This window comes from Sedimentibacter sp. (assembly GCF_038562225.1).
GTDB lineage: Bacteria > Bacillota > Clostridia > Tissierellales > Sedimentibacteraceae > Sedimentibacter.
Window position 1 is genome coordinate 1 of record NZ_JBCFAS010000005.1, and the last position, 14,163, is coordinate 14,163.

Genomic DNA, 14,163 nt, shown 5'->3' on the forward strand with positions numbered 1-14,163 from the left:
TCGTTTAATATTCTTGCTCAAGATAACGCATAGCATTATCTGTCTTTTCATTACTTTTGTTTTGTTCTTTTTTAGAACTCTCAAAGGTTTCTTATGCTGTTTTATTGTCTATGTTCGTTGCTGTCATTTGAGACAGCTTTAATAGTTTAGCACATTCGCTTTAACTTGTCAAGAACTTTTTTAACTTTCTTTTTTCTCAACCGCTGCTCTTTCGAGACAGCTTGAACAGTTTATCACGTTTGTTGCTGCTTGTCAAGAAGTTTTTTCTTCTTTTCAAAACTATCTTTTTCTTTGTTTATTCTGTCAAGTTCGACAGCTTTGTTAGTTTATCACAACCGGCTGATAATGTCAACTGGTTTTTAACTTGTTTTTCAATTAATATTTGCTCACCCAGCTTCTAAGGCTGAAGTGCTTTTATATTGTAGCTCACTTATTTATCTTTGTCAATCCCCTTTTTACCCTTTGAAATAACTTTTTTCCTGCCGCTAAATTTCTGCCGTCATCTTCATTCCTATCAGATATTGACCCTGGCCGTACACTTGCAGACCTCTGATTATCCCTGAGAGACTGTTCCATTGCAAATGAAAATGAACGCATTTCTGCGTTCATTGCATTTATTGATTTTCATGTTTTTCTATTTCTTCCTTTATGCTCAAAGCAACAGGATCATCAGGGTTTATCTTAAGAGCTGTCTGAATGTCTTCTTTTGCTCTTTCTATCTGATTGCTGTAGTAACATGCAACAGCACGGTTGCAGAATACTTCGCAGTTGCCGGGATCTATGCTGAGCAAAGTGGAGAACAGTTCCTCGGCTTCAACATACTTATGTCTGCATATTTTGCACATGCCCAGCTCGTTTAAAGCATCCTTCTGCATGTTTTCAATCTTTAACACATTTTCAAAATAGGTTTCCGCAATTTCATACTCACCCAGCATTCTATAGGCAAGTCCAATGAAAAACAACAGATTCCACCAGCCTCCGAAGTCCTTCACAAGAGGAAGCAGCAGATCAAGACCTTCCAGAGGCCTTTCCTTAAGAACAAGATTGTACCCGTTTTCATAATCTACCAAAGGTTTCAGTTCGATGAGCTCATTTCTTACTTCATCTATTCTAATTGCATCATCATCCAGCTCCTGATGTTTTTCCCATATAATCATAGCCTTCACATACTGCTGCTGCCGCTTGTAGTAATATCCAAGCTTGTAAAGAGACAAAACAAACTTGTCATCGTAATCCAGGGTTTTCTCAAAGTATTTCAGGGCTTCTTCCAAAAAGTACTGTGCTGTTTTTTCTTTCCCCGTAGTGCTTTGTTCCATCCCCATTTTTTCCAATGACGATGCATATATGAAGCAGCTTTTTTCGTTTTCTTCGATGTTTACCAGTGCCCTGGCGTAAAGAACTGCGTCCTTGGCTTCACCGTCACCAAATTTGTTTATGCAGTAGATTATATACGGTTTTATGTCAAATTTCAGTTCATCAAGCATTTCATCGTAATCATTCATGAATTCAAAGTCTTTATCTGTGCCTTTAACCGCAATGATTCCGTCAATGATGCTGTTCAGCGTTATGCCGTCTCTTTCGTTTTGCTTTTTTATGTCCTCCATGAGCTTTTCAACTCTCACGGGAACAGGAAGTTCCTTGCCCGTATTGTATGTTTTTTCCTTGAAGCTTATGGCTGCACCCTTTTTTAATGTTATAAAGGATATGTCATTTCTTTTCTTTTCAAAATATTCATGAAAATATTTATCTCTTTTGTTCATAGTCTCTCCTTATTAAATCATTGATTACATATGTACCGCACCTGTTGAATATGTTGTTTTTATCACTGTACACAAACAATATTGCGTCTTTGCCTATTTCAACGATTCTGAACTCATTAATCACCTTTTCGTCCTTCCCTGCACCGGGAAAGTACTTGTTTTTAAAATGCTCATCGTTTGAAATGCTTCTTTTGATGAACCTGTACTTTTCTTCGCTTTCCCTCCCAAGATATTCTGGCAGGTCCTCAAACTGATTGTTGTACACATAATCGTACCTCATACAGTCTAAGAATTGACTGTCCGCTCCATTTATGTATTTTATATAATCATACATTATTTTGTAAAGCTTTTTTCTGCTGTGTGAAACCTTGTACAATCCGTTTTGCTTCCAAAACAAACTGAAGGATTCGTAAAATTTAAAGGCTGATTCAGGGAAAAATTCAGCTGTAACATACTCAAGAGTTTGTTCGAAATATTTTTCGTTGTAATATTTGTCTACGAGCTCTTCTATGTCTTTTAGCTTCAAAATTTCATCAACCGTAATGTAATTTGTGCGTATGACTTCGTAGGGTGCCGTTCGCCTGTACCTGATGCCGTGCTTGAATCTGTCTTCGTAAATCTTCGTTCCCTTTAAAATCTTGAGAAATCCAAGCTGTATTTTTTCGCAGTTCAGGCTGTGCAATCCGTCAAAGGACTTCTTAAATGAATCATAGCCTTCGTACGGGAGCCCTGCTATGAGGTCCAGGTGCAGGTGAATATTTCTTTTATTCTCTATGAATCTTACTGTTTCAAACAGCTTATCAATGTCCATGTGTCTGTTTATTTCCTTCAGTGTTTCTTCGTTCAGCGACTGCACTCCGATTTCAAACTGAAACATGTTTACGGGAAGAGTGCCTATAAAGTCAAGAAATTCTCTGTTTATAATATCTGCTGTTATTTCAAAATGAATTGTCATGTTGTTTTTGTTGTTGTCCACTATGAAGTTTATTATTTCCATGGACCTTTTGTAGTCTGCGTTGAATGTCCTGTCCACGAACTTTATCTGCCTTGCTTTTGTTTTTAAAAGCTTTGCCAGGTCGTTTCTAACTCTTTGCAGAGAAAATGTCCTCATCCTTTTATCTATGGAAGACATGCAGAAGCTGCAGCAAAAGGGGCATCCTCTGGAAGATTCGTAATATATTATCTTGTCTTCAAAGCTTTCTTCTTCTTCGTAGGGATAGTTGACACTATCTAAATTCATAATGAGATTTCTTTCTTCATTTATGACAACGCAGCCGTCTTTTCGAAAAGCCAGTCCTTTCACCGCCCCAAAGTCTGGGTACTGCTTATGGTATTCAAGCAGGAATTCCCTGAATGTCGCTTCTCCTTCCCCGAATATCACAAAGTCCGCATAGGGCTGTTCCTCCATAAGTTTTTCTACCTCAAAAGAAACTTCGGGACCGCCGTACAATATTTGGATGCTGCTTTTTGCTTCTTTAATTATATAGCTGAGTTCCTTTACGAACTCAATGTTCCATATGTAGCACGAGAAACAAACTATATCAGGATTTGCTGAAAAGATTTCGCCAAGTATGTATTCCTGCTTCTGATTTATGGTAAATTCTTTTATTTCTATGTCAAAGCCGTCATCCCTGCAGAATTTTTTCAGATATCTCACAGCCAGATTGGCGTGGATGAATTTTGAATCAAGAGTTGTCAAAAGTATTTTCATATGTTCACCTTCATTAGTCCTGTCTTGTTTCTAAGCACCACATATTCTTCGGACCTCTTTACTATTTTACACTTTCCTAAAAGAGGGTGGCTGAATGTCTGAGACTTAAAAAATTCCCTGAGCTCCGGTATTCTCCCTTCAGGCATTTTCAGTTTTTCCGGGCTGATGATACCCTTTCGCAGCTTCAAAAGATATGAAGAATAGCTTGAAAGCAATTCTTCGTTGTATTCTCCCACCGCAGCATTCATGTTGAAGATGTGCCTGAGCAAGCTGAACTTTTGTATGTAATCCTCAGAATAAATATCTGATGTGGAAATTTTTTTGATTCTTTCCCTCTCATAATCTATTATGTTTCTTTTGTTCAGTTCAAAATTGTTCTTTTGAGAATATTCCTTCAAGGAAAAATCTATAAGCCTTTCCTTTGCATTTTTTTCTATAACGTCATATTCAGCATCTTCTTCTTTTAGGAAGTCATGCACTGCCGACGATAAAAGAATTGAGTCCAGTATGGTTGTATTGCTGACAGAAAAAAACGTTGCTGCCTTTACAGCTTCATTAACAATGTTATCCCATTCCGTGTTTGCAATAACAGCAGGAAGTATTTTATATTCCATAAGTTTGTCTTCTTCTTCACCGGCCTTGCTGGTTTTCAGGTAACTTTCAAGAGAATCATCCCGCCCGTTTTTGTAGAGCTTAAGAAGTTCAATTTCATTGTTGTATCTTTTCAGATCCAGGTAACATCCTATTTTGTCCTCATAAGGCATCATCGATTTCACCGCAGTTAAAAACAGCTGAAACCTTATGTCCGGCAACTTGTCCGTAGTATTTTCCCCATAGCAGCTGTAAAGAAGATTTTGTATTTTTGAAAGCATACATGCTCCTTGTAAAAAAATAGAATCTGCAGCGAACTGCGATTCTATTATACATTCAATTGATGAAATTATCAAACTCTTCTTTATACTGGTTTGCAAACTGCAAAACAGTGGCTGAATAATCGCTTTGACCCGGTGTTTCAAAGTGGCGCCTCATTTCCATGTAATCTGAAAGCCCCTGCTGTCCTCTGTTGTAGGCCGTAAGCGCCATATGAATGTCTCCGCCGTAAAGGTTCACAAGGTAAGAAAGCTGCGTAATCGTAAGCTTCAGGTTGTATTTCGCATCAAACAGTTCGTCTTCATTGTATGTGTATCCCAGGTTGTTTGCGACGATTCGTGCAGTGTTGTCCATAAGCTGTCCCAAACCCCGCTCTCCGGCAGCACCCCTGGCTTGGGGATTAAAATTGCTTTCCCTTTTGATGACGCCAAGCACAAGAAACGGATCAATGTTTTCTTTTTTGCTTTCCTTCACCAGAAATTCACAGCCGCCGTAGTCAAGTTCAGTAAGATTTTGAGTGTATTGCACCAGTTTTTTCTCGTTTATATACGAATCTCTTAAATCAAATATAAAGGTATCCCGCCTGTCCGTGTTTACTTCCGAGCCGTAATATCTGGATAAATCTTCGGCTTCAGCCGTCATGCTCAAATTAACCATCATGAAGTAGGAAAAAACACAAATCACCAGCAGCACTGTCATGTATTTTTCGCGTTTCATCTTATCACCCTTTTCGTTTGTTGATTAATTATATTTTAGCAACATTTACAGGTCAACAGAGAATAAAGGGATGTATTGTTGAAATTTGATTGTTTTTAGCAGATAAGAAAAGTCCATGACCAGCATGGACTATAATATTACATCTTTTCGGGTGTTTCCATTCCCAGAAGTTCCATTCCTTTTTTAAGAACAGAGTTCACTGACTGAGTCAGCAGAAGTCTGGCCTTCTGTACCTCAGTGTCTTCAACTATGATAGGACACTCGTGATAGAAACGGTTGAACTCTTGTGCAAGGCTTACAATGTACCTAGTGATGAAGAACGGCTCGTATTTTTCGTGGGCTCCCAGCACTGCAGCCTTAAATCCTTCAAGCTTCCTGATGACGTTGAAGGCTTCCTTGTCAGTAAGCACAGAATAGTCAACGCTGTCGTCGATTTCAACTGTAGCCTTTCTCAGCAGACTGCATGTTCTTGCGTAGGTGTACTGAACGTAAGGTCCGGTTTCACCTTCAAAGCTCAGCGTCTTTTCCCATGAGAACATGTAATCCTTTATTCGGTTGTTAAACAGTTCCTGGAATATAACGGCTCCTATTCCCACCTGTTTTGCAACCTCTTCCTTGTTTTCAAGATTTGGATTTCTTTCATCTATTATTTCTGTTGTCTTTTCTATGGCTTTTTTCAATACATCTTCAAGGAACACGACTCTTCCCTTACGTGTTGCCAGCGCTCCGTCTTCCAGGCTCACTGTTCCGAACATTACATGGACACAGTCGTATGCCCAGTCATACCCCATCAGATCGATGATTTTTCTCCACTGGTCAAAGTGAAGTTTTTGCGGTGCTCCTACAACATATATGTTTTTATAGAAATCGTAAGTCTTCTTTCGGTACATGGCTGCTGCAATGTCTCTTGTTACATACAGCGTAGAACCGTCGCTTTTTTGAATTACAGCATCTGTCAGGCCGTATTCCTGAAGCTCAACAATTTTTGCTCCCTCCGAATCCTTCAAAAGGCACTTATCTTCGAGTTCATCCAAGATGGCAGGCATTTTGTCGGAATAGAAGCTTTCTCCTGCATATGAGTCAAACTTGATTCCGAACATGTCGTATACGCGGTTGAATTCCTTAAGGCTCACTTCCCTGAACCATGCCCAAAGCCTGTGAGCTTCCTCATTCCCCGTCTCCAGCTCCTTGAACCAGTATCTTGCTTCGTCCTTGTATTCAGGGTGAACTTCTATTTCCTGGTTGTATCTAACATACAGCTTCAGAAGTTCAGGAATAGGATCTTTTTCTATTGCTTCAACTATTTCCGGAGTTCCCCATTTCTTATATGCTGAAATAAGCATTCCGAACTGAGTGCCGTAATCTCCCAGGTGGTTTATGGTTATAGTGTTGTATCCTAAGTACTTGTATATTTTGAATATTGAATTTCCTATGAGCGTAGAACGTATGTGTCCTATATGGAACGGCTTTGCAATGTTGGGAGATGAAAACTCAACTATGACTGTTTTTCCCTGTCCTACCTTTGTGCTTCCGAAGTCTTCTTTTTGGCCGAAAGCTTCCTTTAAGATTCTTTCAGCAAAATGCTTCTTGTCAACGAAAAAGTTTACGTAGGGTCCGTTGCTTTCAATTTTTTCAAACGCATCAACGGTTCCGATTTTTTCTGCGATTTCCGCTGAAATTGCATTAGGTGCTTTTCTGTATTTTTTTGCAAACTTAAAACATGGAACGGCATAATCGCCCATGTCCTGGCTTGGCGGTGTCTCTATTAACTGAAGAGCATCATCCATGGACAAGTCAGTCTCTATGGAAGTGAATAGCTCTGCTACCTTTTCTTTAAAATCCATCTCTTTCCTCCAATGTAATCCCTTGTATTAGTTTAGGTTATAATATCACAGCTGTATTTCAATGTCAATGCATGAGCAAGATAGAACCATTGATTTCGCAGTTGATAAGCAATAGATTTTTTTAATTTTCCTGACCGCGTCTGTTTCTTCTAAAGGTCCAGCTCTGTTTCCCCGTCACCCTGCGTTATGTGCCAATTCTCGTGTCCTGTTATTTCTTCCAGAGTAACCCTGTCTGACAGTATGTTGGCTATCATCATGTTGTTTTTCGGAGGCTTTCTAGTAATCATGAAGCCGTTATCCAACAATGCTTTTTTGTATTTTCCGTAAAGACCCGTGCCTATGACCACATATTCCAGGTCGTTTTCATAGCAGTACTTGGCAAGGCCGTCAGCCAGTGACTTTATGTATCTTTCGCTTGTGGGATCCGTGAAAAATTCCACGGCTGACGTCATTTTTGAGCCGTTGGCAACGGAATTGTGGAGTATTGCAAATCCTATTATCTCACCTTTATGCTTTGCCAGGACCGTCACATAATTAACGTCTGGTCTTTCATTGTATCGGTAGTTCAGATACTTGTAGTCACGGACAAGCATGACGCTGTACTTTGATTTGTATTTGTCCCAGCATTCTTGAACTTTTTCCGGCACCCTGTCAAGTATTTCAAAGGTGATTTCCTTGTCCATCTGATTTTTGAGCTTATTTTTCATGTATGACGAATAAACGGCATTTCCCATGGAAGCAAGGAATCCTACCTTAATTCTTCTTTTCAATATGTTGTTTATTAATATTGGCTTTACATACACTTCCTTTTCAAACAGCGTAGGCCATCCGAACCTTTGGTATGCAGGGTATGACTGGTCGTTTGCGAGACCTATTACTACATCGACACCGTCCTTAAGCCCTCTCTCGCAGGAGTTCTGTGTCATGGTTCTGAATATTCCCTGCTTCTTGTAGTCCGGGTGAGTCATGGACTTGACGGAATGGGCGGTGAGAAGAACCTTGCCGTTAACGTAAAGCTCGTTTGGCAAAAGGCCGTCGCAGCCTATTACCTTATCTCCTTCTTTTAAAAGGTACATCATGTTTCCTGATTTATTGTATGGGTTTTTATCAAAAAGCCATTGATACATTTCCTTCTTGCTGTTTGTTCCTTCTCCGAAAGATATGACGGAAAGTTCTTCAAAAGCTTCAAAATCCCTATCCATGTCCAATCTTACTATTTCTCTTTCCATAAGACCTCCAGTAAAATTTTGCTTCTATTTTATGCTTTTTGTATTTTATTATAATGTTTGCAACATAAAAATGCAAATAATTTAATTATTTCTATTATTTGTAAGCGCTCTGCGTTATTGTATAAAAGAAACGACCCTGCCGGGTCGTTTTGATTATTGAGCTGTTATATTTGACCTACTTGAAAGTCACTATGGTCACGCCGTCTCCTCCTTCATTGAAGGAGCCAAGCCTGGATTCCTTCACATGCTTGTGCTTTTTAAGAAACTGCGTCACCCCCTCACGGAGTATTCCCATGCCCTTGCCGTGAATAACCTGCACTTCGTTCAGGTTGGACATGAATGCGTCGTCCAGATATTTGTCGAGTTCAAGAAGTGCTTCGTCCAGGTTAAGTCCCCTCAGGTCAATAACCGGATTGATGGAGGATGTCTTCAGCTTTATCATTCTTGAGGTGTTGGTCTTTTGTTTTACTTCCTCATCCGATTTTATTTTAATCAAATCGGACTTCTTGACCTTCATTTTAATGAGACCCAGCTGTACCATGACGTTTTGCGAACTGTCTGCGTCTGAAATGACAAATCCCTTCTGGTTTAGGCTTTTTACAGTGACAGCATCTCCCTTTTGTATTTCACCGTTTGTGTCGTAATTGTCTTCCTCGTAGATTTGTTCTGTAAACTTGTTGTTGTCTTCAAGCTGTTTTGTCATATCATTCAGATTTTGTCTCAGATCGTTTACCCTTCGGTTTTTGTCCCTGTCCATTTCAAGGTTTAATTTCCTTAATTCCTTGATTATTTCGGCAGCTTCCTTTCTGGCGTTTTCAACGATCTTTCTTGCTTCGTAGTTTGCTTCGTCAACGAGCTTTTCACTCTTTTCAAGAGACTTTCTTTCCTTGGCGATGAAGTCTGCGTGCTTTTTTTTGCTTTGTTCGTCAAGTCTGTCGATTTCCCTTTTCTTTTCTTCCATGTATATTCTGTTGTCTTCAATTTGCTTTAACGCATCTTCAAATTCAACCTTGTCTGTTTCGATGGTTTTTTTTGCCTTATCTATTATCTGCTGGCCAAGACCGAGCTTTTTAGATATTTCAAAGGCATTTGACTTCCCCGGAACACCTATGAGAAGCTTGTAGGTTGGACTCAGTGTTTCAACGTTGAACTCCACGCTGGCGTTTATGACGCCTTCAGTGTTCAGGGCATAAAGCTTCAGCTCGCTGTAATGTGTTGTTGCAGCCGTGACGATTTTTTTGTCATGCAACGTGTCAAGTATTGCAATTGCAAGAGCAGCTCCTTCCGTGGGGTCTGTACCGGCTCCCAGTTCGTCGAAAAGCACAAAGGACCTTTCGTCCACTTCCTTCATAATCTTCACTATGTTCGTCATATGAGAGGAGAAGGTGCTCAGACTTTGCTCTATGCTCTGTTCGTCTCCGATGTCTGCGTACACGGCGCTGAACGTTGAAATCTCTGTTCCGTACTCTGCAGGAATATGAAGACCTGCCATTCCCATGAGTGAAAAGAGCCCCAGGGTTTTTAATGATACAGTTTTTCCTCCGGTATTAGGTCCGGTAATTATGAGGGTTGTGAACCCATCTCCAAGCCATGCGTCTATGGGAACCACAATCTTGGGGTCAATGAGGGGATGCCGTCCTTTCTTAATGCGGATGTATCCTCTGTCGTTTATCCCGGGCTCTACTGCATTGATGCTGATTGCATACTTGCCCTTTGCAAATATGAAGTCCAGTTTGGTCAGTATCTCCTGATTGGTGATCATTTCTTCGCTTACAGCTCCGATCATGCCGCTGAGCTCAAGCAGTATCCTTTCAACTTCCTTCTTTTCTTCTGTCTTGAGATTTGCTATGTCATTGGTCATCTCCACTACGGCAATGGGCTCAATGAACAATGTGGAGCCTGTTGAAGACTGGTCGTGGATGATCCCTCTTACCATTGAGCGGTATTCCTTGCGCACAGGAATAACATACCTGTCGTTTCTCATGGTCACGATGCTTTCCTGCAGATACTTCTGCATTGCAGATGAGCTGACAATTTGATTGATCTTGTTCTTTATGGCGTTGTTCTTAATCTGGATTTCCCGTCTGATTCGTTTAAGCTCTGGGCTTGCATCGTCGGCAATTTCTTCTTCGCTGATGATTACCCGGTAAATTTCATCTTCTGTATCCTTGTTTGTGTATATGTCCATACACAGCTTTTCAAGCATGCTGTAGTCACGGTCTTCCTTGTTGTTCAGGAGCACGTAATTTTTTACAAGCCTGGCAGCCCTTAGTGTGTCGGCGCAGTTAACGAGACCCCTCAGGGATATTATCCCCCCTACGGAACCTCTTTTTACGTATTCCTTTATATCGTATATTCCTCCCATGGGAGGGTTTCCTTTTTCAATTATGATGGAAAGGGCCTGCGCAGTTTCCTTTTGCCTGAAAGTTGCCCCGTCAAGGTCTGAAGATACGTCTAGGCGCAAAACTTCGTTCTTGCCGTTTGAAGTTTCCGCAAACTCCGCCAGTTTCCCTATAATCTTGTCAAATTCCAAGACTGATTTTGATTTTTGCTTCATTTCCAATCCCTTCTTTTATTAATTAAGAATTAAGAGTTAATAGTTTAGAATTAAAAATTATGGAAGGAATTTTGCTTGTAAAATTCCAACAATTAATTCTTAATTCTTCATTCTTAATTATTAACTTTAACTAATTACAATATGTTTTTTAGGTAGTGGCCCCGTGTAAAGGAATTTTCCCTGAGGACCGCCGGTGTCCTTACTCCGTTTATGCTGCAGTACATTGCATCTATTATTTCCTCTGGCTCCTCCAGATATTTCGTGTCAACCATGAAGTAGTCGATGCCTGCCCTTATGAAGTCATCGGCCCTGTCCAGTATTGTCAGAGGAACGCTGTTGTAGATGTGGGTAAGGCGCCTATCCCTTTCGACGTTGAAGTAAACACCCTTCCTGTCCTTAAGGGAAATGCTGTCTTTGTACTGACATTTGTCGCAGTCCTGAAGGTTTTTGCAGTTTTTAAGCATGGACATTGGACAGTTTTTCATGACCATGAGCTGCGCATAGGCGTGTGCAACAACTTCCGTGTTAAGCGATGTGTTTATTGTAATGCTTTCCATGTCCCTGATGTTTGCTTCTATGGAAAATGTGAAGCCTTCTGCTCCCTTCTTCCTTAAAAGCTCAGCAGAAAATGAATTTATGACATTAAAAAACGGTCCGCAGTGAATCCTCAGACTGCTATTCTCTTTAAAAAACTGCAGGGTTCCAATGTTGTTTATGCAAACACCCCCGAACACTTCCTCGTAAAGCTTCATGTTTTCCGCTAGAACCTTATAATCACTGACTGATACTATGTTGGGTATCCACAGGTATTTTTCATCCACTTCAATGTTTTTTAATGATGCCGCGTCAAGTTGAAACGGCATGTAAACCCTTTTGACCTTCATGCTGTCAATGAGGCTGATCTCATCAGCGGAGTTTATCTTAAGGCTCAGTTTTGGCTTCGGATTTTTCTTGGCAGATGTAAAAGCAAAGATGCTGGAATGCGGGATCGCACCGATTTCCTTTCTTTGATGGACAATGGCTCCCGCCTGGTACAGCGCTTCTGTTGCTTCGCGCCTTAATTGGTTCAAGGTGCTCTTGCGCAGGAACACATCTTCATCTTTGATTATTTTCAAATCTTCAAGTTCATATATAGTATTTCCCAGTTTTCCCAACTGTTCCTTTATTATTTCCTCTGTGGCCGGATTTTTTATGCTTGTTTCGCACGCTTCCGCACTGTTTACAACAGTATGGTTACTGCCGTCCGTTGCTTTCAATACTGCCTTCTCTCCTATTTTAAGGATGATTTCAAATCTCAGTTTGTTCCTTCTGAAAGCAGAAAACTCTGTTGCCTTGTCCTTTGTCTCTTCCTGTATGTCTTCTATGTCGTCGCCCTTTACTCCGGAGCTGGTTCTTGCAAACATTTCGTCTTCCTTGGAGGGTTTGAGATAACCGTTGGTGTACCCTCTGCTGAAGGTTGATATTGCCTTTTTCTCAAGTGCAGCTGTGTCCTCTTTCCTGCCGCTGAGGTGGTTATCGATGATCTGTCTGTAGTATTCAACCACCGCAGAGGTGTATTCTGGTCCTTTCATTCGTCCTTCAATCTTAAATGTGGAAATGCCCAAGTCAATAAGCTCTCCTAAGGATGCACCGGCGTTGAAGTCCTTAAGGCTTAAGACAGGCATGGTTTCAAAGTCTTCCACTTCCGACTTTCTTTGTCTGTCGTAGAAGCTGTAGCTTAGCCTGCACGGCTGTGCACATTTGCCGCGGTTCCCGCTTCTTCCTCCCAAAAAGCTGGACATGTAGCACTGACCTGAATAGCATGTGCAAAGGGCCCCATGGATGAATACCTCCAGGTCTGTGTCTGTGTTTTTTATGGTTTCCCTGAGATTTTCCACAGAAAGTTCCCTGGCCATTATAACCTTGTTTACGTGAAACTCATCAAAAAATCTTACTCCGAATTCATCATACACCGAAGCCTGAGTGCTCATGTTCACATTTAAGCCGGGAATGAACCGCTTTATGAGGAAAAGCATCCCCAAATCCTGCACAATAACAGCATCAGCATCGTTGTCATGCAAAAAAGCGGCGTAATTTAAGGCATCAGCAATTTCTGTGTCCTTAAGCACGATGTTCAGTGTCACATACACCTTAACGCCCTTGTTGTGAGCATAGCGTATGATGTGCTTCATCTCCTCGTTATCAAAGTTTTGCGAATTTTGTCTTGCATTGAATAGTTTTCCCCCCAGGTACACGGAGTCCGCTCCGCTGTTTACGGCTGCGTAGAATGATTCCATGCTTCCAGCAGGTGCCAGTAGTTCTGTTTGTTTTTTCATCTTATCTCCTGTTTCTAAAAAAGAACGCAGATGCGTTCCTTTTGTTTAATTGGACGTTTCTTCCTCAAGAAGCTCCAAAAGATCCTTGTTGTCCTTCTTGAGCTTGTTTATCTCAAGCTGGTTTTGAAAGTTTTCGGTTTCCTTGCGGTTGAGCCTGTCCTGAAGCTCATTTATGCTGTTGATGAGGTTTTCCTTGTCATTGTTGGTCATGAGAAGTTCCTCAAGGTATTTTTCCTTCTCGTCGTTTATACTGTCATATTTTTTCTTAAGCTCCTCGGTGCTTGATTTTAGCTCTGCAATGACCCTGTCCCTGGCGCTTATGACTTCATCCTTTTCATTGAGCTTGTTTTGAAGAGCCATGATTTTATTGTTGAGGGAGTCGATGTCCTTTTGCTTGGATTCCATCATCAGATTCATTTTCTGCTGATCATCCGAGAAGTTATAAATCTTCTGGGATTTGTCCTCAATGCTGCTCTTAAGTTCCCTTATGCTCTTCTCAAGCTGCGCCACATACTGCTCACGTTCGTTAAGCTTAAGCTGAAGCTTTGATATCCTTCCGTTCAAGCTGCTCTTTGTGTTGTTCATAAAGCTCAGTTCCTTGGTGAAGTTTTCCCTCTCCTTGGACAGTTCCTCGCACGCATCGTTAAGCTCCTCGTTTTTAAGCTTAAGCTCGTTTATGAGCATCTCGCTCTTCAAAAGCTGCTGCTCCTGCTCGCTTATTTTGTCCTGTAGCTTTGTTATCTGAGAGTTGAGATATTCCCTGTCATTGTCCTTAGCCAGGAGCTTTTCCCTGTACTTTTCCTTTTCAAGAACTGCCTCTGAGGACCTGTGGGCAGCTTCCTCCATTTCAAGGACGGCCTTTTGCTTTTCTTCCTTTAAAAGCTGAATTTCATCGCATATTTCCTTTTTGTAGTCGGTTACTTCCTTTGTAAGCTTTATATATTTGTCGACAATGACAAAGGATGACAAAATAAGTTTGTCAATGTCGTTGAATCGCTTGTTTGAATTTGCTATGGCATTTATCTGATCATTGAGAATTGTTTCTATATTCTTGACATATTCGGGACTTTCATCTGTCTTGACGTTGTATTTTTTATCACCAATTACAATTTCTATTTTATTCATATACAAATCCCCTTTTTATTTTTCTTCAGTTCCTG

9 protein-coding genes are annotated in these 14,163 nt (G+C 40.7%); all 9 read right to left on the minus strand.

Annotated features, from left to right (window positions below; translation table 11 throughout):
* Positions 1-614 precede the first annotated feature (614 nt).
* The 9 genes from AAGU76_RS16485 to AAGU76_RS16525 all read right to left on the minus strand — a co-directional run bounded on the left by AAGU76_RS16485 (position 615) and on the right by AAGU76_RS16525 (position 14,128).
* Positions 615-1,760: a tetratricopeptide repeat protein gene (locus AAGU76_RS16485; protein WP_342486629.1), complete on the minus strand. Its 1,146-nt coding sequence runs from the start codon at positions 1,758-1,760 to the stop codon at positions 615-617.
* Entirely contained in the window at positions 1,744-3,471 is a 1,728-nt protein-coding gene (locus tag AAGU76_RS16490) for a DUF4080 domain-containing protein (RefSeq protein ID WP_342486630.1), read from the minus strand. The genes AAGU76_RS16485 and AAGU76_RS16490 overlap by 17 nt, the downstream gene beginning before the upstream one ends.
* A complete protein-coding gene (locus tag AAGU76_RS16495; protein WP_342486631.1) occupies positions 3,468-4,343 on the minus strand; it encodes a hypothetical protein in 876 nt (291 codons plus the stop codon). The genes AAGU76_RS16490 and AAGU76_RS16495 overlap by 4 nt, the downstream gene beginning before the upstream one ends.
* Positions 4,344-4,398: 55 nt before the next feature.
* The gene (locus AAGU76_RS16500; RefSeq protein WP_342486632.1) at positions 4,399-5,058 is read right to left on the minus strand and encodes a transglycosylase SLT domain-containing protein; all 660 of its coding nucleotides are present in this window, start codon (positions 5,056-5,058) and stop codon (positions 4,399-4,401) included.
* Between the two features lie 137 nt (positions 5,059-5,195).
* Positions 5,196-6,902 (minus strand): arginine--tRNA ligase, encoded by a 1,707-nt coding sequence (argS, locus tag AAGU76_RS16505; RefSeq protein ID WP_342486633.1) that lies wholly within the window; start codon positions 6,900-6,902, stop codon positions 5,196-5,198.
* Positions 6,903-7,051: 149 nt separating this feature from the next.
* Positions 7,052-8,131, minus strand: coding sequence for a GNAT family N-acetyltransferase (locus AAGU76_RS16510; protein ID WP_342486634.1), 1,080 nt, complete (start codon positions 8,129-8,131; stop codon positions 7,052-7,054).
* Positions 8,132-8,306: 175 nt separating this feature from the next.
* Positions 8,307-10,688: an endonuclease MutS2 gene (locus AAGU76_RS16515; RefSeq protein ID WP_342486635.1), complete on the minus strand. Its 2,382-nt coding sequence runs from the start codon at positions 10,686-10,688 to the stop codon at positions 8,307-8,309.
* 134 nt (positions 10,689-10,822) lie between these two features.
* Entirely contained in the window at positions 10,823-13,003 is a 2,181-nt protein-coding gene (locus AAGU76_RS16520) for a U32 family peptidase (RefSeq protein WP_342486636.1), read from the minus strand.
* Between the two features lie 45 nt (positions 13,004-13,048).
* On the minus strand, positions 13,049-14,128 hold the full coding sequence (locus AAGU76_RS16525; RefSeq protein ID WP_342486637.1) for a hypothetical protein: 1,080 nt from the start codon (positions 14,126-14,128) through the stop codon (positions 13,049-13,051).
* Positions 14,129-14,163 lie beyond the last annotated feature (35 nt).

Excerpts from the sequence above, each read along its gene's own strand:
- AAGU76_RS16485 (WP_342486629.1), bottom strand. The coding sequence starts at position 1,760 with ATGAACAAAAGAGATAAATATTTTCATGAATATTTTGAAAAGAAAAGA.
- AAGU76_RS16490 (WP_342486630.1), bottom strand. The coding sequence starts at position 3,471 with ATGAAAATACTTTTGACAACTCTTGATTCAAAATTCATCCACGCCAAT.
- AAGU76_RS16495 (WP_342486631.1), bottom strand. The coding sequence starts at position 4,343 with ATGCTTTCAAAAATACAAAATCTTCTTTACAGCTGCTATGGGGAAAAT.
- AAGU76_RS16500 (WP_342486632.1), bottom strand. The coding sequence starts at position 5,058 with ATGAAACGCGAAAAATACATGACAGTGCTGCTGGTGATTTGTGTTTTT.
- argS (WP_342486633.1), bottom strand. The coding sequence starts at position 6,902 with ATGGATTTTAAAGAAAAGGTAGCAGAGCTATTCACTTCCATAGAGACT.
- AAGU76_RS16510 (WP_342486634.1), bottom strand. The coding sequence starts at position 8,131 with ATGGAAAGAGAAATAGTAAGATTGGACATGGATAGGGATTTTGAAGCT.
- AAGU76_RS16515 (WP_342486635.1), bottom strand. The coding sequence starts at position 10,688 with ATGAAGCAAAAATCAAAATCAGTCTTGGAATTTGACAAGATTATAGGG.
- AAGU76_RS16520 (WP_342486636.1), bottom strand. The coding sequence starts at position 13,003 with ATGAAAAAACAAACAGAACTACTGGCACCTGCTGGAAGCATGGAATCA.
- AAGU76_RS16525 (WP_342486637.1), bottom strand. The coding sequence starts at position 14,128 with ATGAATAAAATAGAAATTGTAATTGGTGATAAAAAATACAACGTCAAG.